At 71.0% G+C, this 20,487-nt stretch carries 18 protein-coding genes and 1 pseudogene; 15 read left to right on the top strand and 4 right to left on the bottom strand.

Annotated features, from left to right (window positions below; translation table 11 throughout):
• Positions 1-252: 252 nt before the first annotated feature.
• Entirely contained in the window at positions 253-693 is a 441-nt protein-coding gene (locus KN815_RS16930; protein ID WP_216342765.1) for a MarR family winged helix-turn-helix transcriptional regulator, read from the bottom strand.
• A gap of 248 nt (positions 694-941) precedes the next feature.
• Between KN815_RS16930 and KN815_RS16925 the strand changes: the two genes are divergently transcribed.
• The 10 genes from KN815_RS16925 to KN815_RS16880 all read left to right on the top strand — a co-directional run bounded on the left by KN815_RS16925 (position 942) and on the right by KN815_RS16880 (position 11,400).
• Positions 942-1,766: a CoA transferase subunit A gene (locus KN815_RS16925; protein ID WP_216342764.1), complete on the top strand. Its 825-nt coding sequence runs from the start codon at positions 942-944 to the stop codon at positions 1,764-1,766.
• Positions 1,763-2,593 (top strand): CoA-transferase subunit beta, encoded by an 831-nt coding sequence (locus KN815_RS16920; protein ID WP_216342763.1) that lies wholly within the window; start codon positions 1,763-1,765, stop codon positions 2,591-2,593. The genes KN815_RS16925 and KN815_RS16920 overlap by 4 nt, the downstream gene beginning before the upstream one ends.
• A complete protein-coding gene (locus KN815_RS16915) occupies positions 2,590-3,798 on the top strand; it encodes a thiolase family protein (protein WP_216342762.1) in 1,209 nt (402 codons plus the stop codon). The genes KN815_RS16920 and KN815_RS16915 overlap by 4 nt, the downstream gene beginning before the upstream one ends.
• 64 nt (positions 3,799-3,862) lie before the next feature.
• Complete coding sequence (gene pcaH / locus KN815_RS16910) at positions 3,863-4,630, top strand: protocatechuate 3,4-dioxygenase subunit beta (RefSeq protein ID WP_216342761.1); 768 nt, start codon at positions 3,863-3,865, stop codon at positions 4,628-4,630.
• Positions 4,630-5,310 (top strand): protocatechuate 3,4-dioxygenase subunit alpha, encoded by a 681-nt coding sequence (gene pcaG, locus KN815_RS16905; RefSeq protein WP_253209028.1) that lies wholly within the window; start codon positions 4,630-4,632, stop codon positions 5,308-5,310. Before pcaH ends, pcaG begins: the two co-directional genes overlap by 1 nt.
• Before the next feature lie 25 nt (positions 5,311-5,335).
• Positions 5,336-6,625, top strand: coding sequence for a 3-carboxy-cis,cis-muconate cycloisomerase (pcaB, locus tag KN815_RS16900; protein WP_216342760.1), 1,290 nt, complete (start codon positions 5,336-5,338; stop codon positions 6,623-6,625).
• A 302-nt stretch (positions 6,626-6,927) separates the two neighbouring features.
• On the top strand, positions 6,928-8,229 hold the full coding sequence (gene pcaDC / locus KN815_RS16895) for a bifunctional 3-oxoadipate enol-lactonase/4-carboxymuconolactone decarboxylase PcaDC (protein ID WP_253209027.1): 1,302 nt from the start codon (positions 6,928-6,930) through the stop codon (positions 8,227-8,229).
• Between the two features lie 101 nt (positions 8,230-8,330).
• Positions 8,331-9,596 (top strand): ABC transporter substrate-binding protein, encoded by a 1,266-nt coding sequence (locus KN815_RS16890; RefSeq protein WP_216342759.1) that lies wholly within the window; start codon positions 8,331-8,333, stop codon positions 9,594-9,596.
• Positions 9,596-10,537, top strand: a complete 942-nt coding sequence (locus KN815_RS16885; RefSeq protein WP_216342758.1) for a carbohydrate ABC transporter permease — start codon at positions 9,596-9,598, stop codon at positions 10,535-10,537. The genes KN815_RS16890 and KN815_RS16885 overlap by 1 nt, the downstream gene beginning before the upstream one ends.
• Positions 10,537-11,400: a carbohydrate ABC transporter permease gene (locus tag KN815_RS16880; RefSeq protein ID WP_216342757.1), complete on the top strand. Its 864-nt coding sequence runs from the start codon at positions 10,537-10,539 to the stop codon at positions 11,398-11,400. The genes KN815_RS16885 and KN815_RS16880 overlap by 1 nt, the downstream gene beginning before the upstream one ends.
• Positions 11,401-11,544: 144 nt before the next feature.
• On the opposite strand, the gene KN815_RS16875 is transcribed toward KN815_RS16880, so the two are convergent.
• From KN815_RS16875 to KN815_RS16865, 3 genes are all read right to left on the bottom strand, one after another.
• Positions 11,545-12,660, bottom strand: a complete 1,116-nt coding sequence (locus KN815_RS16875) for an ArsR/SmtB family transcription factor (RefSeq protein WP_216342756.1) — start codon at positions 12,658-12,660, stop codon at positions 11,545-11,547.
• Between the two features lie 391 nt (positions 12,661-13,051).
• On the bottom strand, positions 13,052-14,965 hold the full coding sequence (locus tag KN815_RS16870) for a S53 family peptidase (RefSeq protein WP_216342755.1): 1,914 nt from the start codon (positions 14,963-14,965) through the stop codon (positions 13,052-13,054).
• 239 nt (positions 14,966-15,204) lie between these two features.
• Positions 15,205-16,110, bottom strand: coding sequence for an NADP-dependent oxidoreductase (locus KN815_RS16865; protein ID WP_216342754.1), 906 nt, complete (start codon positions 16,108-16,110; stop codon positions 15,205-15,207).
• A 364-nt stretch (positions 16,111-16,474) separates the two neighbouring features.
• On the opposite strand from KN815_RS16865, the gene KN815_RS16860 reads away from it, so the two are divergent.
• From KN815_RS16860 to KN815_RS16840, 5 genes and pseudogenes are all read left to right on the top strand, one after another.
• Entirely contained in the window at positions 16,475-17,671 is a 1,197-nt protein-coding gene (locus KN815_RS16860) for a helix-turn-helix domain-containing protein (protein WP_216342753.1), read from the top strand.
• A gap of 255 nt (positions 17,672-17,926) precedes the next feature.
• Complete coding sequence (locus tag KN815_RS16855; RefSeq protein ID WP_216342752.1) at positions 17,927-19,138, top strand: helix-turn-helix domain-containing protein; 1,212 nt, start codon at positions 17,927-17,929, stop codon at positions 19,136-19,138.
• A gap of 113 nt (positions 19,139-19,251) precedes the next feature.
• On the top strand, positions 19,252-19,851 hold the full coding sequence (locus KN815_RS16850; RefSeq protein ID WP_216342751.1) for a hypothetical protein: 600 nt from the start codon (positions 19,252-19,254) through the stop codon (positions 19,849-19,851).
• Positions 19,848-20,039, top strand: coding sequence for a hypothetical protein (locus tag KN815_RS16845; protein ID WP_216342750.1), 192 nt, complete (start codon positions 19,848-19,850; stop codon positions 20,037-20,039). Before KN815_RS16850 ends, KN815_RS16845 begins: the two co-directional genes overlap by 4 nt.
• Positions 20,040-20,245: 206 nt before the next feature.
• Positions 20,246-20,487, top strand: a pseudogene (locus KN815_RS16840) (methyltransferase domain-containing protein); the annotation flags it as partial.

Below are 20,487 nucleotides of genomic sequence, written 5' to 3'. Positions count from 1 at the left end.
CCTGAGGCGGGGAGCCCGCCCAGCCCCTCCGGCGTTTGAGGAGCGGGGGTCTGGGGCGCAGCCCGGGCGGGGACCTGGGGCGGGGACCTGGGGCGGGGACCTGGGGCACAGCCCCAGCGGGGGTCTGGGGCGCAGCCCCAGTTTCGGGAAGGGGCGGGGAGGGGAAAGATCCGCCGGACACCCAGGAGGACTCGGCTGGAGCGGCAGCGCGCCGCCCCCTTACGCACCCTGCCCGCCTACGCACCTACGCGCCTACGTGCGCAGTTCCTCCGCCGCGTCCGTGACCCTTGCGATCAGCCGCAGCAGCGTCTCCCGCTCCGTCTCATCCAGCGGGGAGAGAAACACCCGGTTCATTCTGGCCGTCCGCGTGACCAGCTTCCGGTGGACCCTGGCCCCTTCCTCCGTCAGGCGCAGGACATTGCGGCGGCCGTCGTTCGGGTCGCGGACTCGCTCCAGCAGGCCGCGGCGGGCCAGTCGGGCGACCAGGTCGGCGATGGTGGAGCGGTCGAGGTGGACGTGTTCGCTCAGGGTCCGCTGGTCGATCTCCGGCTTCTCCGTCAGCGCGTTGACCACCGCGAACTGCGGCGAGGTGATCTCCTCGGAGACCATCGCGCCCCACAGCAGGGAGTGCGCCTGCTGGAAGCGGCGGGCCAGATGCCCCGGGTGCGTGTTCAGATCCACCGCGCCGCCCATGCCGTGCCCTCCTGGCCTTCCCGCTACGCCATTGCTCCGTGTACTGAGTGATTCTGCCCTGTGGAAGACCCCATGTCGAGAGGCCGATATTCACCCTAGACTCCCTTGACGAGCGCACCAGCCAATGGCAACGTGCGGAATCGACACCACATTAGTCAGCACACTGAGCATCTTGAGATAGCCGAGTAGCTGAGTGGCTGAGTGGCTGAGTAGCTGAGCAACCTGACCGCGGACTGAGCGGAGTGACGATGGCCGACATCCGAAGCCTGCATGACGCCGTGGCGGACCTCGTCCACGACGGGGCCACCATCGCGATGGAGGGCTTCACCCACCTGATCCCGTACGCCGCCGCGCACGAGGTCATCCGCCAGGGCATCACCGATCTGACCCTCGTCCGGATGACTCCGGACGTCATCTACGACCAGCTCATCGGCGCCGGACTCGTCCGCAAGCTGGTGTTCTCCTGGGGTGGGAACCCCGGCGTCGGATCGCTGCACCGCTTCCGTGACGCCGTCGAGAACGGCTGGCCGCGCCCGCTGGAGCTGGACGAGCACAGCCACGCGGGCATGGCGAACCGCTATGTCGCCGGGGCCTCCAAGCTGCCGTTCGCCGTATTGCGCGGCTATCGCGGCAGCGACATCCCGACCCGTACGGACACCGTCTCCACTGTCGTCTGCCCCTTCACCGGGGAGGAGCTGGCCGCCGTCGCGGCGCTCAACCCCGACGTCACCGTCATCCACGCCCAGCAGGCGGACCACGCCGGAAATGTGCAGTTGTGGGGGCTGACGGGCGTGCAGAAGGAGGCGGCGCTCGCGGCGGACCGGGTGCTGGTGACCGTGGAGGAGATCGTCGAGGAGCTGACGCCACGGCCCGGCGGGATCGTCCTGCCGACCTGGGTGATCGACGCCGTCTCCGTCGTCCCCGGCGGCGCCCACCCCTCCTACGCCGCCGGGTATTCGACCCGCGACAACGCCTTCTACCAGGCATGGGACCAGATCGCCCGCGACCGCGAGGCGTTCACGCAGTGGATCGACGACAACGTGCGCAACACCGAGGGAGCTCTCGCCCGATGACCGCGACCCCCGCCGACCCGGCCGGTTTCACCAGCGACGAGCTGATGGAGGTCAACGCGGCCCGTGCGCTCGCCGACGCCACCACCTGCTTCGTCGGCATCGGGCTCCCCAGCACCGCCGCCAACCTCGCCCGCGCCACCGTCAACCCCGGCCTCGTCCTGATCTACGAGTCCGGCACCATCGGCTCCAAGCCCACCCGGCTCCCGCTGTCCATCGGCGACGGCGAACTCGCCGACACCGCCGACGCGGTGATCCCGGTGCCGGAGGTGTTCAACTACTGGTTGCAGGGCGGCCGGATCGACGTCGGCTTCCTCGGCGCCGCCCAGGTCGACCGCTACGCCAACATCAACACCACCGTCGTGGACCGCGGCCCGGACAGGCCCGAGGGCCGCCTCCCCGGCGCGGGCGGCGCCCCGGAGATCGCCTCCAACTGCGGCAAGGTGCTGATGGTGCTGCGCCACTCCACCCGCAACTTCGTGCGAAGGCTGGACTTCGTGACGACCCTGGGCCACGGCAGCGGCCCCGGCGACCGTAAGAAGCTCGGCATGCCGGGCGCCGGCCCCGTCGCCGTGATCACCGACCTCGGAGTGCTCCGCCCCGACCCGGCCACCGCCGAGCTGGTGCTCACCGAACTGCACCCGGGCGTCACCGTGGAGCAGGTGCGGACCGCCACCGGGTGGGAGTTGACCGTCGCCGATACCGTGGGCACCACCGAGCCGCCCACCCCCGATGAGCTGGTGGCGCTGCGCGCCCTCAAGGCCGCCGGGAAGCCCGCAGCGGCCGAAGAGCCCGGAGCCACCGGAAAGCCCGGGAAGGAGACCCGATGACCCCCACCCCCCTGCGTGACGTCTATATCGTCGACGCCGTCCGCACCCCCGTCGGCAAATACGGCGGCGCGCTGGCCGGGGTACGCCCCGACGACCTGGCCGCCCATGTGGTGCGCGGCCTGCTCGCCCGCACCCCCGACCTCGACCCGGCACGCATCGACGACGTCTATTTCGGCAACGCCAACGGCGCGGGCGAGGACAACCGCGATGTGGCCCGCATGGCCGTGCTGCTGGCCGGGCTGCCCGTCACCGTCCCCGGCGCGACCGTCAACCGGCTGTGCGCCTCGGGCCTGGAGGCCGTATTGCAGGCCGCCCGCGCGATCGCGGTCGGCGACGCGCATATCGCCCTCGCGGGCGGGGTGGAGTCGATGAGCCGCGCCCCCTGGGTGCTGCCCAAACCCGAACGCGCCTTCCCCGCCGGGCATCAGCAGATGTACTCCACGACCCTGGGCTGGCGGATGACCAACCCGGACATGCCGCCGGAGTGGACCGTCGCCCTCGGCGAGGGCGCCGAACTGATCGCCGACAAGCACGGCATCACCCGCGAGGCGCAGGACGCCTTCGCGTTCGGCAGCCATGAGAAGGCGGCGCGGGCGTGGAAGGACGGGGCGTACGACGCCGAGGTGCTGCCGTACCCGGACAGCGACCTGCTCCGCGACGAATCCATCCGCGACACCACCTCCACCGAGGCCCTGGCCAAGCTCAAGCCCGCCTTCCGCAAGCCCGGCGGCACCGTCACCGCGGGCAACTCCTCGCCCCTCAACGACGGCGCGGCCGCGCTGCTCCTCGTCGACGAGGAGGGGCTGAGGGCCACCGGACGCGAACCCCTGGCCCGGATCGGCGCCTCCGCCGTCACCGGTATCGAGCCGCAGTACTTCGGGCTCGGCCCGGTCGAGGCCGTACGCCGCGCCCTCGCCAAGGCGGGCCGCTCCTTCGCCGATCTGGCCACCCTCGAACTCAACGAGGCGTTCGCCGCGCAGGTGCTGGGCTGCCTCGCCGAATGGTCCGCCCAGGACCCCGGCTTCGACCCCGCGATCGTCAACCCGCGCGGCGGCGCCATCGCCATCGGCCATCCGCTCGGCGCCTCCGGGGCCCGGCTCGCCGGGGCCGTCGCCCATCAGCTCGCCGCCCGCGGCTCGGGGACGGGGCTGGCCACCCTGTGCATCGGCGTCGGACAGGGCCTGGCCCTCGTCCTGGAGCGGTGATCCGGACCGGAACGGCTGTAACGGCACGGCTGGTAAAGCTGGAAAGGCAAGGCTGACAGCAGACATGACTCTCACCCAGTCCGATATCGACGGCGAACTCGCCCACATACGGGACGCATACGACAAGGCGCGCGCCGAAGGGGCGCCCGCCGCCGACCATCCGCCGCGCGACTTCCCCCCGTACCGCAGCAGTATGCTGCGCCACCCCGAGCAGCCGCTGGTCGCGGTCCACGGCGACCCGGAGACCGTGGAGCTGCACACCCCCGTCTTCGGCCACACCGACATCACCGCGATCGACAACGACCTCACGGCGCAGCACCAGGGCGAACCGCTCGGCGAGCGCATCACCGTCTCCGGACGGCTCCTGGACAGCCGGGGCCGCCCCGTCCGGGGCCAGCTCATCGAGCTGTGGCAGGCCAACGCGTCCGGCCGCTACGCCCATCTGCGCGATCAGCACCCCGCGCCGCTCGACCCCAACTTCACCGGTGTGGGGCGGACGTTGACCGGCGACGACGGCTCGTACCGCTTCACCACCATCAAGCCGGGCGCCTATCCGTGGCGCAACCACGAGAACGCGTGGCGCCCCGCGCATCTGCACTTCTCCGTCTTCGGCTCGGCGTTCACCCAGCGCCTGGTCACCCAGATGTACTTCCCCGGCGATCCGCTCTTCGGCTACGACCCGATCCTCCAGTCGGTGACGGATCCGTCGGCGCGGCAGCGGCTGGTCGCGGCGTACGACCACGCGCTGTCACAGCCGGAGTGGTCGCTGGGCTACCGCTGGGACATCGTGCTGGACGGGCCGTCCGCCACCTGGATCGAGGAGGGCCGCTGATGGCCGAGAGGCTCGTACCCGGCGAGAAGCTCGTACCCGAGCAGGGGCTCACGCCCGAGCAGGGGCTCGCGCCCGCCGAGAGGTCCACACCCGCGCACAAGCTCGCACCCACCCCGTCCCACACCGTGGGCCCCTTCTACGGCTACGCCCTGCCCTTCCCCGACGGCGGCGAGATGGCCCCCGCGGGCCACCCCGGCGCCATCACCCTCCACGGCTATGTCTACGACGGCGAGGGAGCGCCCGTCCCGGACGCGCTGATCGAGCTGTGGCAGGCGGGCCCGGACGGCTCCCTCACCGGCGCCGGCGGGTCCATGCGGCGCGACCCGGTGACCGGCGGCTACCTGGGGCGCAACGGTGTGGACTTCACCGGTTTCGGCCGGATCGCCACCGACGCGGACGGCCACTGGACGGCCCGTACGCTGCCGCCGGGCGGTCCGGCCGCGCCCGCCGCCCCGTACATCAGCGTGTGCGTCTTCGCCCGGGGGCTGCTGCACCACCTCTTCACTCGCGTGTACTTCCCCGGGAACGCCGAGGCCAACGCCGCCGACCCGCTGCTCGCCTCGCTGGATCCGGCGCGCCGCGAGACGCTGGTGGCGACGGCGGGGTCCCCGCCGGGGACGTATCGCTTCGACATCCGTTTGCAGGGCGAAGGGGAGACGGTCTTCCTTGAGTTCCGGTAGCTCTCGTCCTTCGGACAGCCACGACGTGGGGCTGCTGTCCCCGGTGCGGGCCGGGTCGGCGGTGGAGGCCGCCACGGGCGACACCGCGTTTGTGCAGGCCATGCTGGACGCGGAGGCCGCGCTGGCGCGGGTGGTGGCACCGGCCGGGGCGGCGGAGGCGGTGGCGGGCGCGGCCCGGGTCGAGCTCTACGACGTACGCGATCTGGCGCTGCGCGCCCGCTCCGGGGGCAACCCGGTAATCCCGCTGGTCGCCGATCTCACGGCGGCGGTGGCCCGTACGGACGGCGAGGCCGCGCCGTATGTCCACCGGGGCGCGACCAGCCAGGACATCGTGGACACGGCCACGATGCTGGTGGCCGCGCGTGCGCTGCCGCTGATCGTGGCCGATCTGGACCGTACGGCGGCGGAGCTGGCGCGGCTCGCCGCCGCGTATCGCGATACCCCGATGCCCGGCCGCACCCTCACCCAGCACGCCGTGCCCACCACCTTCGGGCTGAAGGCGGCGGGCTGGCGGGCGCTGGTCCTGGACGCCCGCGACCGCCTCGCGGCACTGCGGCCACCCGCCCAACTGGGCGGTGCGGCAGGCACGTTGGCCGCGTTCGGGGCGGGGGTCGCGGGGGTCGGGCTGCTGGCACGCTTCGCCGAGGCGACCGGGCTGGCCGAGCCCGACCTCCCGTGGCACACCCTGCGCACCCCCGTCGCCGACCTGGGCTCCGCGCTCGCCTTCACCGTGGGGGCGCTGGGAAAGGTGGCGGCGGATGTGCTGGTGCTCTCGCGGACGGAGATCGGGGAGGTGGCCGAGGGGGCGGGTGGCGGATCGTCCGCGATGCCGCACAAGTCGAACCCGGTGCGCGCCACGCTGATGGCCGCCGCCGCCCGTCAGGCCCCGGGGCTCGCCGCGACCCTGCTGGGCGCGCTGGCCGCGGAGGACGAACGGCCGGGCGGGGCGTGGCACGCCGAGTGGCAGCCGCTACGGGAGCTGCTGCGGCTCGCGGGGGGCTCCGCCCGGGACGCGGTGGAGCTGACGTCCGGTCTGCGCGTGTTTCCCGACCGGATGGCCGAGCATCTGCGGCTGACGGGCGGTCTGATCGTGAGCGAGCGGATCGCGGCCGAGCTGGGGGAGGTGGTCGGCCGCGCCCGTGCGAAGGAACTGCTGACCGAGGCGTCGCGGCGCGTCGCGGAGGGGGGTGTGGGGCTGGCGGAGGCGCTGGGGGGTGCGTTGCCGGCGGAGCGGTTGCGCGAGCTTATGGATCCGGGGACGTATGTGGGTTCGGCCCCGGCGCTGGTCGATCGTGCGCTGGGGCGCGATGCGTAGTGTCCCCGGGCGGCAAGTTCCCCACCCCGCCCCTTCCCGAAACCGGGGACCGCGCCCCCAGCCCCCCACTTCGGGGGCTCCGCCCCCGGACCCCCGCTCCTCAATCGCCGGAGGGGCTGAATATGCGCCCGGGTGGGCACAACCCACCCACCGGCCCGCACTCAGGCAGCAAAGCGCAGTCCCCGGAACGGGGGGCTGGGGGCGGAGCCCCCGGTTTCGGGAAGGGGCGGGGTGGGGGAGAACAATCCGCCGCAACCACCACGCACCCGCCCCCACCCACCACCCACCCACCGGAGCAGCACGTGACCGACATCCGACCGCACCACGACCTCACCGGTCCCCCCACCGCCCCACCCCTCATCCTCGGCCCCTCCATCGGCACCTCCCTCGCCGTCTGGGAGCCGCAACTTCCCGCGCTCGCCCGCGAACACCGCGTCCTGCGCTGGGATCTGCCCGGCCACGGCGGCTCCCCCGCCACACTGCTGCCCTCCGACGGCTCGGCCGACCGCTCGGCCACCATCGACGCACTCGCCACCCTCGTCCTCCGCCTCGCCGACGATCAGGGATGGGAGCGGTTCGCGTACGCGGGCATCTCGATCGGGGGCGCGGTCGGGCTGTATCTCGCCGCCCACCACCCCGACCGGGTGAGCTGCCTCTCCGTCGTCTGCTCCTCGGCCCGTTTCGGGGACCCCGCGGTCTGGCGGGAGCGGGCCGAACTGGTGCGGGCCGAGGGGACGGAGGCGATGGTGGCGAGCCGTCCGGGCACGTGGTTCTCGCACCGCTTCGCCCAATCGCCCGTCGGCGCCGCGCTGATCGAGGATCTGCGCGCCACGGACCGCGCGGGCTACGCCGCCTGCTGCGATGTCCTCGCCGCGTACGACATGACGGCCGACCTGGCGAAGATCACGGCGCCCACCCTCGTCGTGGCCGGTCGCGACGACCCCGCGACCCCGCCCGCACACGCCCGCCAGATCGCGGACGCGGTGCCCGGCGCGAGTCTGGTGGAGATCGCCGGGGCGGCCCATCTGGCGGGGGTCGAGCGCCCGGAGGCGGTCACGGCGGCGCTGCTCGCCCACCTCACCAGCACAGCGCCACTGCACGCCCACCTCACCAGCACGGCGCCACCGCGCTCCCACCTCACCAGCACGGCGCCACCGCAACCCGGCGACGACGCCTCCCGGCACGCCGCCGGAATGGCGGTGCGCCGGGCCGTCCTCGGGGACGCTCATGTGGATCGCGCGGTGGCCCGGACGACCCCGTTCACCGCCCGCTTCCAGGACTTCATCACCCGCTACGCATGGGGCGAGATCTGGACCGGCGACGCTCTGGACCGGCGGACCCGTAGCTGTATCACCCTCACCGCGCTGATCGCCCACGGCCATGACGCCGAACTGGCCATGCACATCCGGGCCGCGCTCACCAACGGGCTGGCCCGGGAGGAGATCGGCGAGGTGCTGCTCCAGTCCGCGATCTACTGCGGTGTTCCGGCGGCCAACTCCGCCTTCGCCACCGCCCAGCGCGTCTTCGACGAGATCGATGCCAACGCCGACACCGACACCGACGCCCACGTCGACTCAGCGTCACATTCCCGTACCGAAAAGTGACATCCCTTCGCAATACCTCTGTCGTAATCCGCCTCCATCGTTGATCGTTGGGTCGTACGGAGACCGGGAACGGAGACCGGGAGACGAGGGGGCGCACGCCAATGTCCATGAGCCGCCGAAGGCTGCTGGGTGCGGGCGGGGGGCTGGCCCTGACGGGGGCGCTGGCCTCCGCCTGCGGGTCGAACAACGGGCGGGACGGCGATGACCACGCCGGTCAGCCCGTGCTGGAGCAGTGGTACCACCAGTACGGCGAGCCCGGCACCGAACAGGCCGTCAGGCGCTACGCCGACGCGTTCGACCAGGCCGATGTCCAGGTGCAGTGGCGGCCCGGCGCCTACGACCAGCAGACCGCCGCCGCGCTGCTCACGAAGTCCGGCCCGGATGTCTTCGAGGTCAACGGCCCGACGCTGGACCAGATCCAGGGCGGTCAGGTGGTCGACCTCACCGATCTCCTCAGCGAGGCCAAGGACGACTTCAATCCGGCCGTGCTCGCCCCGAAGACGTATCAGGGCAAGATTTGGGCCATTCCGCAGGTCATCGACACCCAGTTGCTCTACTACCGCAAGAGCATGCTGGAGAACGCCGGAGTGGAGCCGCCGCGCACCCTCGACGCGCTGATCGACGCGGCGAAGAAGCTCACCACCAAGGACGTCAAGGGGCTCTTCCTGGGCAATGACGGCGGCCCCGGCGTCCTCGGCGGCACCCCGCTCAACGCCGCCGGGCTCACGCTGGTCACCGAGGACGGCAAGGTCGGCTTCGACGACCCGGCCGCCGCCCGCACCCTCGGCAAGCTGCGTCAGCTCTACGCCGAGAAGTCGCTGCTGCTCGGGGCGCCCTCCGACTGGTCGGATCCGGCCGCGTTCACCCAGGGGCTCACCGCCATGCAGTGGTCCGGGCTGTGGGCGCTGCCGCAGGTGAGGAAGGCGCTGGGGGACGACTTCGGGGTGCTGCCGTTCCCGCGGGACGGGGCGCAGGGCGCGCCCGCGGTGCCGGTCGGCGCCTATGGGGCGGCGGTCAGCGCGCGGTCCCGGCACAAGGCGGCGGCGAAGGCGTATGTGAAGTGGCTGTGGGTGGAACGGACCAACTACCAGGAGGACTTCGCGCTCCGCTACGGCTTCCACATCCCCGCCCGGATCTCGCTGGCCACGAAGGCGGCCAAGCTGCGGCAGGGCGCGGCCGGTGAGGCGGTGCGCTATGTCACCGACCACGGCCATGCCGAGCCGCTGCTGTGGACCTCGGCGAGCAGGACGGCCTACCAGGACGCGCTGAGCCGGATCATCAAGGGCGGCGCCGACCCGGACGGCGAGCTGCGGTCGGTGGTCCGCAAGACCGAGGCCGAACTGCGGCGCGTGCAGAAGAAGAACTGATGCGGGGGCCGCTGACCACCACCACACCGACACGCAGGCTGCTGGGCCCGCAGAACCGCCATCTGTGGTTCTGGATATTCGTCGGCCCCTTCGTCCTGGGGCTGACCCTCTTCACCTATGTCCCGCTGGCCTGGAGCGTGTATCTCAGCTTCTTCGACGCCCACAACACCGTCTCGCCCACGGACTTCGTCGGCTTCGACAACTACACGGCGATGCTGGGCGACGACGCCTTCACCGGCAGCCTGGTGACCTTCCTGGTCTTCACGGCGTTCATCGTCCCGGCCACCTATGTGCTCTCGCTCGCGCTCGCGCTGATGGTCAACCGGCTGCGCTGGGCGCAGGCGTTCTTCCGGTCGGTGTTCTTCCTGCCGGTGGCGTGCTCGTATGTGGTGGCGGCGCTGATCTGGAAGATGTCGATCTTCAACGGGGTGCGCTTCGGGCTGGCCAACACCGTGCTGGACTGGTTCGGCGCCGATCAGATCGCCTGGCTGTCGACCACAGACCCGCCCTGGTACTGGCTGGTCATCGTGACCGTACGGCTCTGGCTACAGGCCGGGTTCTACATGGTGCTGTTCCTGGCCGGGCTCCAGCGCATCCCCCCTCGGCTCTACGAGGCGGCTGCCGTGGACGGGGCGCGGCCGGGGTGGCAGGTGTTCCGGCACATCACCTTTCCGCAGTTGCGGGCGACCTCGGTCGCGGTGGTGCTGCTGCTGGTGATCAACGCGTTCCAGGCGTTCGACGAGTTCTACAACCTGCTGTCGGACTCGCGCGGCTATCCGCCCTATGCCCGTCCGCCGCTGGTCTACCTCTACTACACGGCGCTGGGCCAGGGGCAGAACCTGGGTCTGGGCAGTGCGGGCGCGGTGATCCTGGCGCTGATCATCGCCGTGGTGACGGTGGTGCAGGCGCGGTGGTTCGGCCTGGGCCGGAAGGAGGACTGATGCAAACCCGTGAGAGCACGCGCGATGTCCGGGACGCCCTCGTCGGCGTGGGGCGCGCCGTGCGGCTGGTGCTGCTGCTCGCGCTCGCCCTGCTCTTCCTGATCCCCTTCTATCTGCTGGTGCGCAACGGTCTGTCGAGCGAGGCGGACATCACCTCACCGCAGTGGCGGTTCTTCCCGAGCGAGCTGCACTGGTCCAACGTCCGGGAGTTGTTCGACGACCCCAATGTGCCGATGGCGCACGCGCTGCTCAACTCCTCGCTGATCGCGGTCCTCACCACCGTGGGCACCCTGCTGCTGGCCTCGCTCGCCGGTTACGGCCTGGCCCGCATCCCGTACGCCTACGCCAATGTGGTCTTCTACTGGATCCTGGGCACCTTGATGGTCCCGGCGGCGGTCACCTTCGTACCCAGCTTTGTGCTGGTCAGCTCGCTCGGCTGGGTGTCCACCCTGCGCGGTCTGGTGGTGCCGACGCTGTTCAGCGCGGTCGCGGCGTTCATCTTCCGCCAGTACTTCCTGGGCTTTCCGAGGGAGCTGGAGGACGCGGCGCGGGTGGACGGTCTCGGCTACTGGCGTACGTACTGGCGGGTCGTGGTGCCGAACTCCCGGCCGGTGTTCGCGGCGGTCGGCACGATCGTCTTCATCGGCGCCTGGAACTCCTTCCTGTGGCCGCTGGTCATCGGCCAGGACCGGGACGCGTGGACGGTGCAGGTGGCGCTGTCGACGTTCACCACCGCCCAGACCGTCAACATCCATGAGCTGTTCGTGGCGGCGGCGGTGTCGATCGTGCCGCTGCTGGTGGTCTTTCTCGTCCTCCAGCGGCATATCGTCGCGGGCGTCGAGCGCAGCGGTATCGACGACTAAGCGCTCCGCTGGAAGTGTCGCGATGCGCCGTCGGCCGACTGCGGCGCCGTCGTGGCTGGTCCCACGCGGCGGAGCCGCACATCGACACAGCCCCGCGCCCCTTCGGGGCGCTGCCCGAACCGTAGCGGACCGGGCCGAAACGCCTCATCCGCGCCCGGACGGCCATCGCCCGCCCGCGGTGACCGGCGGAAGCTGCGCCGGTGAGCCGAAGACCCGCTCTCCGGGCGCCCCGCCGCGCAGCAGCGCCGCCCCCAGCGGGGTCAGCGTGTGCAGAACGGCGCTGCCCTGGCGCAGGGTGTGCACCAGGCCCGCCTCGCGCAGCACACTGGCGTGCTGACTGGCCGAGGCCAGCGATACGCCGACCCGGCGGGCGAGTTCACTGGTCGTACAGCCGCCGCTGACCTCAAGCAGCACCGCCGAGCGGGTCTGCCCGACCAGCTTGCCGAGCGTCCGGGCGGACCCGGCCCCGGACGCGGATGCCGCCCCGGCCCCGGGTCGGGGCCCGACCCCCGACGCGAGGGCGGGCCGCTGCCCGGGGCGCAGTGGCAGCCCGCACGGGGCGTGTTCGACGGGGTAGACCAGTACGGGTGTCAGATCCGGATTCCGGAAGGTCACCGGCGTCCCCCGGCAGAAGAACGACGGCAGGAGCAGCAACCCCCGCCCGCGCAGCCGCAGATCGCGGTCCACCGGATAGTCGACCTCCAGCACGGGCGCCCGCCACCGCATCGTCGGCGGCAGCGAGGCCAGCAGCCCATCGGCGCCCCCGTCCAGCAGGGCCCGGCCTCGGGCCACCCGGTCGGCCTCGATCCGGGCCTGTATATGCGGCCAGTACGGCGCGACGGCCGCCTGATGGTAAGCGCGTAGCGTGCCGATCAACCGGTCCAGCGGCTTTCGTTCGCCCTCCCCCAGATCCCGTATCCACCCTGGAAGCGCCCGGGCCGCCGGAAGCCCGGCGAGCTCCGCGTTCAGCCGCTCCCCCGGGGTGGCGCGCAGCGCGGACATCGCCGCGTCGCAACCGATTACCCCTTCGGCGGGGGTCAGGAAGTCCGGGAAATAGCCGCGCGAGGGAATGAGCGGCGCGAGCAGCCGCGCTTCGCCGTTGAGTCGATTTCGCGCCTCCGAACGCCATTTTCCGTATACGGACTCCGCCCGGTTCTCCCGCAGCCTATGGAAACTTAAAACGGTTTCCCAGAGCGCGTCCGGTCGGACCGCCATCCGCAGCCGGGCCAGATCGAGTTCACTGAAATGAACACGGAGCACCAGACCCCCACACGTGACATTGCGACCTCCCCCGATCACCGATGAGTATGCACGCTGGCACGGTCAGTCACCACGCCCTTTTGGCCAGATGTGAAACGGGGAGCGCCGCGGAGGCCGGAAGAGGAAAGCTGTTCCCCAGGAAAACCGGGGGCCGCCGGTAAAAACTTCCAGGGGCCGTCCAGAATTCAACAGGCGGTGCTCAGAGCCAGTTTGCTCGTTCCCGTGGGGGGTGACGAGTACGTTACGGCGACTGGGCACTTGTGTTGCCGCACGTAGCCGATGCGCGCGGCAACAGCTCCCGTGGGGGGAGTGAGAGGGGGCGGCACCTCCGCACAAGGTGCCGCCCCCTTTGAGTTCCCGCGGGTCGCGATGACGCGTGAGGTCGCGGTGGTTATTGGAGGAAGGTGGGGGTGGGGCTGCCGAGGCCGGTGACGTGGTCGTAGCCGGGGGTGGCGTTCAGGCCGAGATCGTGTCCGAAGGTGAAGAGCCCGACCGAGCCCGGCTGGCTGTCCGGCACCAGGACGGCGGTGGGGTTGTCGGGGCCGTCAGGGGTGTCGGTGACATCGTGGTAGGCGGTGTGGGGCTTGGCGTAGAGGGTGGGGTTGGCGAAGCCGAGGGGCGTGCCGTGGCGTTGCTGGTGGACGGCCATCAGGCCGGCGATCAGCGGGGCTGACTGGCTGGTACCGGCGCCCCTGTATTCCTCGTAGCTGCCGCCGGGATTGAGGTAGCCGATGGCCAGGCCAGTGTGGCCGTCCGCATCGGCGGCGATGTCGGGGATCTGACGGTGGGCAGGCCCGGGGGGTGTGGTGCCGTGCTGGTAGGCGGGCGGGGAGAACAGTGTGCTGACGCCACCGCCGGAACCCATACCGAGGTTCCCGGGCAGGGGAACCTCCCACTTCTTGGTCTGGGTATCGTAGGAGTCGAAGGCCGAGCCCCAGCCGGTCTCATGCTGGTAGGTGCCGTTCTTGTCCAGGACGAGGCTGGTGCCGCCTACCGCTGTCACCCACGGATCAGAAGCCGGATATTCCACCGCCCTGCGCTGGGGGATGCTCTCACCCATAGCTCCCCTGGAGAGGTCACCGGCGTCGCCGCTGCCGAAGGTGAAGCCGATGCCCTCGACCGCGCCGAGCTGGAAGAGTTCCTGGTAGGTGGCGGTCACGTCCCCGGACATCTGCTCCTCCGTGCCCAGCCACCAGGAGTTGGAGACGACGTCGGCCAGGTGTTGGTCGACGACCTTGGCCAGGCCGTCGAACATCTCCCCCGGGGTGTTGCCGGAGGTGGCGACGTAGGCGAGGTTCGCCTCCGGGGCCATGGCGTGCACCGACTCCACATCCATGAGGTGCTCGCCGTTGTCCGGATCGGGCTTCGGGGCGGGGGTGGGCAGGTACTCCTTGTACTGGCCGTCCTTGAGCGGGGACATGCCGTGATGCTTGATCCAGGCATTCAGGTCCCCGGCCATGTCCGGACGTACCCCGTTAAAGACGACGGCGACGGTGGTGCCCTTGCCGGTGTCCTTGTCGCTCAGGCCGTAGGCGGTGCGCATCTGCTGCGGGCTGTAGCCCTGGCACAGATCCCACGGGACCGGCTTGCCGTAGGGCTTGACGTCCTGGTTGAGCTTCTGCCCGAACCACTGCGAGCACTGCTCATCTTTCACCTTGCCCTTCCCCTTGCCTTTGCCCGGCGCGGGGGATGCGGGCGCACGGACGGGGCTTGAGGCGTGGACTCCTGCGGCGCCGGTCTGCCACGCCGACGGGGCCAGGCCGAAGATGGCCAGCACCGAGGAGGACACCTCGGCCGGGACCGTCATCGGGGTGACCGCCGTCGGCACATGCGCCGCCGGGTCACCGATCGTGACGTCCTTCAGCGTGGTGCCCAGAGCCTGCTCCACCTTCTGGGCCGGGCCGGTCACCGGAACGTAGTGCGCCGTGGCCGTCTTGGGCGTCAGCCCCGCATTCTTGAGCCAGTCGGTGACGGCTTTGACCTGCTGATCGCTGGGCCCGAACCGGTTGGCCGCCTCGGTGGCGCTCAGATACTTGCCGTGATGGGCCGCGTCCTTGGGATCGGAGACCTGGCCGGCCAGCGTGGCAAGGCCCTTGGGGTCCCGGCCCGCCAGATACACACGCAGACTGACCGCTTGATCATCGGGCAGCTCCGCGCCCACCTTCGCGGTCGGGAACGCGTCAGGGATCTTCTGCTCGGCGAACCCGCCCGGAACAGGATGGCCCTCCGAGGCCGCTGCCGCAGCCGACGGCCCAGCCGCAAGCCCGCCACCCAGGGCGCACCCCGCGGCCATACTGGCGGCCACAGCCGTTATTCGGCGCAAACGCATATGTGCTCTTTCGGTCAGAACGATGGGACGCCCACCCCCGGGGGATTCCACCCGGAGCGGGGACACCAGTGCTGGGCGCCGAGTGTGTCCAAGGGACGTATCGGCGCCTGCCCCACCGCGCATCAGCGTCCGCGCAACCTTGTAGCAGTTCTGTAGCGGGCCGCATACGAGCACATCGGGACCGGTGAGGGGAAGCCCCGATCGGTGGGGCGGGCTCAGATGCGGACCACGATCTTCCCCCGGGTGTGCCCGCGCTCGGCGTATGCGTGCGCTTCCGCGATCCGGTCGAGCGGGTAGGTCCGCTCGATGCGCGGTGTGTAGCGGCCTTGCCGACCGAGTTCGCCCGCTTCGGCGAGGAGCGTGGAGTCGTTCTCCGCGTTGGCCAGATGCACGCCCAGTCGATGCGCGTTGGCGTGGTCGGCGACCGTCGCCACACGAGCGGGGTCGCCCACGATCGCGACGAGATCGGCCAGGGACCCGGAGGCCGCGGTGTCGAGCGCGATGTCGACACCGTCCGGAGCCAGGGCGGCGACGCGCTCCGCGAGGCCGGTGCCGTAGGTGGTCGGAACGGCCCCGAGAGAGGTGAGGAACTCGTGGTTGCGCTCCCCGGCCGTCCCGATCACGGTGGCCCCCTGAGCCACCGCGATCTCGACCGCGGCACTGCCCACGCCTCCGGCCGCCCCCTCGATGAGAAGGGTGCGCCCCCGCAGCGGACCGAGCGCCTTCAGCCCGCCCATCGCGGTCACCGATGCCAGCCCGGCACCGGCGGCCTCCTCGTCGGTCCATGCGGTGGGCGCGGGGGCCCAGGCCGAGAACACGGCCAGCTCCGCTGTCGCGCCGGTGACGCCACCCAGCCCGAACACCCGGTCGCCGATGCTCACCCCCTCCACGCCCGCACCGATCTCGTCGACCACGCCGACGGCATCGCGCCCGGGAGTCGCGGGCAGGTCCACGGGGAGCATCTCGCGCGCCGCACCGGAACGCACCTTCCAGTCAATGGGATTGACGGCCGCCGCCGCGACACGGACGCGGATCTCGCCGGGCCCGGGATGCGGGTCCGGCACCTGCTCGACCACAAGGGTCTCCACACCGCCGTACTCGTGATAACGGACTGCGCGCATGACGTTCTGCCCTTCCACACGGCCTGAACCGGCCGTGCGTGAAATCAGTGGGTGAATTCTCGGCGGGCGCCGACGCCCATCACGCTAAAACCTGACGTCAACGTCAGGTGCAAGCCGGGCGGGCCGCCCGGACCCCGATACCGGCCCTGACGCGTAGGCGCGGCCGCACATCCATGCGCCCTGCCGGTCCGCTACGGCTTCGAGCGCGTCAGCCTCGGCGACGGCGACGCCCCGACGACCCGGGGAGGCTTTCGTCGTGTCAAGGAGGCACGACGGCCCTCACCGAAACGGGGTCCGATCAGCCGTACGTGTGGCGCGGGGCGCGGGTACCGTTCTGAGTGTCGAGGCCAGAACGGAGTTCAGCATGCCGCAGAGCATCGAGGAACACACCGGCGCACGCATCGCTCGCACCCGCCGCGAACGCGACCTGACCCAGCAAGGTCTGGCCATGCGCGCCAACGTCTCGAAGTCCCTGCTGTCGAAGGTCGAGTGCGGCCAGCGGCCCGCCTCGCCGTCCCTCATCGCGGCCTGCGCACGCGCGCTCAGCGTGACCACCTCGGACCTCCTCGGCCAGCCGTATACGCAGGAGCTTCGGCGCGAGCGGCTCGACGAGGTCATACAGCCCATCCGGGTCAGCATGGAGAACTGGGACATCCCCCTCGACTGGCAGGTTCCGGCCCGCCCCGTCGCGCTTATCCGCGCCGACATGGAGAAGGTCCTGGTGCAGCGGCGGCAGGCCGAGTACCTGCCCATGGCTGTCGAACTCCCAGCGCTCATCGACGAATGCGTGCAGGCCATACACACCACCAGCGGCGAGGAACAGCGGCAGGCCCATGAATGCCTGGCGTGGGCGTTCCGGTGCGTCTTCACGCTGGCCTGGTCCTTCGGCTACGTCGACCTGGCCACCGTTGCCCTGCAACGGCTGGACTGGGCGGCGCCACGCGCCGACGAACCGGGCCTCGCCGCCATGTACGGCTATCTGCGCGCCCAGACCACCCTCTCCTCCAGCCGGTACGACCTGGGGATGCGCATCGTGGACAGCACCCTCGGGGACCTGGAAGGTCAAGCGTCACGGAGTGCGGAGGGCCTCGCCGCGATGGCCGGCGTCCTTCAACTCCGGGCGGCCGTGATCGCTGGCCGCATGAAGGACCCCGACCAGGTCGAGGCACGCGTATCCGAGGCCCGTGAACTGGCGGAGCGGACCGGCGAGACCTCGGCCTACGGCGTGGGCTGGGGTCCGACGAACGTCGGCGTCCACGCCATCGCGATCGCCTGCGACCTGGAGGAGTACGACCAGGCGGTCCAACTGGCGGATGACGTACGGTTCCCCAAGCGCTGGGACCGGTCCCGGGCGGGGCATCACTGGCTGGACCTGAGCAGGGCCAACGTATGGACCGGGGATTCGGCGCAGGCACTCGACTGCCTACAGAAGGCGCGCCGGACGGCGCCGCAGCAGACGCGGTACCACCCCACGACCCGTGAGGCGGTCAATGCCCTGCGGTCACGTGAGCGGTCGCGCGGCAGCGAGCTTGCCGAGTTCGCCGCCTGGATCGGCCTGTAGCACGGACAATCGCCATCACAGACCGTGCACGGAGCCGACCATGACGGAGACGCTGGTGAAAGGCGACAGGCACCCGTGTCGGTCCGAGCGGAGACGCATCTGACGAGCCGCACCCCTCTGACCTACGGCCTGGAGGGGACTACCGCCGCGTCAAGGAGGCGCGACGCCCCTCACCGAAATGGGGGCCGCTCAGCCGCACCGGCGGAGCGGGGCGCGGGTACCGTTCTGAGTGTCGGAGTCAGAACGGAGTTCAGCATGCCATACGGCAACGACGAACATACCGGCGGAATCGGGCAGCGCATCGCCGAACTGCGCGCCGTCCGTGGCTACTCACTACGACAGCTAGGGCAACGCTCGCACGTCTCCGCGTCCATGCTCTCGATGATCGAGAAGGGAGACCGGAACGCCAGTGAGGAGATCGTGGCGGCTGTGGCCCGCGCCCTCGACGTGGGCGTGTCCAACCTGCGCGGCCAGCCCTACCGCCAGCAGCTTCAGCAGGACCGCATCGACCGCATGATCGAGCCTCTCGGCGGGGCCCTCGACAACTGGGACCTCGACCCCGACCCGGCCGCACCCCCGCCACGCCCGCTCGCCGACCTGCGCGCCGACGTGGCGCGCACGATCCAGATGCGCGCCGCAGCCAACTTGGGCGGGCTCGCCGAGAAACTGCCCTCCCTCATCGCCGAGATCCTTCACGCCATCCACGTCCAGGACGACCTCGGTCATGCGCGCGAGGAGTTGTACGGCCTCCAGGCCGAGGCGGCACGCGGCGTGTGGCGTGTGGCGTACCGGGTCGGAGAGATGCACCTTGCCCGCCTGGCACTGTCACGTATGGCACAGGCCGCGGCCCAGTCAGGTGACCCACGGCAGGCGGCGGTCGAACGATGGATGCGTGCGCAGACCAGCGTCGAGGGTGGGCGCCCGGGAGTCGATACCGGGCTCCGTCTGGTCAACCAGGCCCTCAAGGAACTGGACGACGACGGCTCCTCGGAGACCCTGGCGGTACGCGGGGCGCTGCACTTGAAGGGCTCCATCCTCGCCTCCCGCCAGGGAGACAAGGACGGTTCCGACGCGTGGCTGGAGGAAGCGCGCGGGATGGCACAAGAGACGGGCGAGACGCGCGTCTACGAGCTGACATTCGGGCCGACGAACGTGGAACTGCACGCAGTTGCCGCAGCGGCGGACCAGGACAAGCACGGGCTGGCGCTGAAGCGTGCGGCCAAGGTGGAGATCCCGCAGGACTATCCACCGGGCCGGGCCGGGCACTTCTACATCGATCTGGCGAGGGCCCAGGCGTGGACCGCCCGCCATGACGAGGCGTTCGAGTCCCTGCTCAAAGCACGGGAGACGGCGCCGCAGATGACGCGGCATCACCCGCAGGTGCACGAGACGGCGGCGGCGTTGCGCAGGGCGCGGACGCGGGTGCCCGATCCGTTGCGCGAGTTCTCCCTGTGGTGCGGTGTGTAGCGGGTCAATCACCCTAAGTCAAGGACCCTGGCGTTCACAGTCTGTGGACACCAGGGCCTTGCTGCGTAGGCAGCATGTGACGGTCAGAACACAGACCGTGCACGGAGCCGACTATGACGACGACCAGAAACCTGCCGTGGACACCGCCGAACACCGAGGACATCGAGCCGTTACCGGTGGGCAGATGGTGGGACGCCGTCTCCGCGCCCATCGCCGTCGCGGACCGCGCACTTGAGCTGCTCGGGCGGGACTCCGGCGCCGTCATCCAGGACGGCACCTACGGCAAGACCTACTGGCTCATCGGCACCGGCGCCGCCCGGAGCTGGTACATGCGCCAGATCCGCGTACTCACCGAACTCGCCGACGAAAGCACCCTCCTCGGCGTACCGCCAGCCACATGGGGGCCCGAGCACCAAACGTACTGGCGGATCCCACTCGGCCCCGACCGCTACCTCACCGACCCCGACCACCTGGCCCCCGCCCTGCGCCGGGCCATCGACGACGTACTCGGCCCCGTCCCGGAAGGCCGCCAGCTCTGCTACCGCTGCCAGTTGCCCACCGACGAACCGGTCCCCGTAACGATGGCGCACACCGGCAGCGTCGCCGGCGCCACCATCTACGCCTGCCCCACCCACGCCCGCGACTACCCGCACGACGCGGTAACCCAGGCCGCCGCCATGCGCCGCGCCCTCGACCGGGGCAGAACCCGATGACAGCCCCCGAGCACACCCCCGAGCAGACCCCCGACCCGTTCTCCGACCAAGCCTGGCGCGCCGCCATCGAACACGCCGCAGGCTGCCCCGCCTGCCGCACACCCGGCGCCCAATGCGCAACCGGCGAACGACTGCTCCGCGCCTACGAGACGGCCACGCGACAGGCCCGGTCGGCGGAAACCATGTGAGCCACCGCCGACCCGCACAGAAAGGCCCCCGCCCCGGCCGGGGCGGGACTTCACACGGACCGACGCCCAGGCGCCCGCACCCAGGAGGCAGAACCATGACTGTCGAGAACAAGCACAAGGGTGATCCCGCCCCGATCAAGCCGTGGACGCCCCCGCCACCGCCCCCACCGGACGGCACACCGCCCCCGAGGGAGAAGTGAGGGCCCATGACCGAGGACTGGCGACCACGTCACGCGGCGCTGCTGGAAGCCCTCGCCGCGTCCGGCGAACTGCCGGACGCATGGCGCCCGGCCTTCGACGCCGTGCCACGCCACCACTTCATCCCCGGCGACATCTGGGAACAGCGGGCCACCTGCGTTCCCGTGACGACGGACGCGGCCTGGTGGGACCTCGTCCACCGGGATGTGCCGATCGTGACGCAGGTGGACGACGGGCAGAGCGACGGCCC

It is taken from the genome of Streptomyces niphimycinicus (assembly GCF_018883605.1).
In the GTDB taxonomy this organism is placed as follows: domain Bacteria; phylum Actinomycetota; class Actinomycetes; order Streptomycetales; family Streptomycetaceae; genus Streptomyces; species Streptomyces niphimycinicus.
Note: the sequence above shows the minus strand (reverse complement) of the source record. Positions and strands in the feature narration are given on the sequence as shown.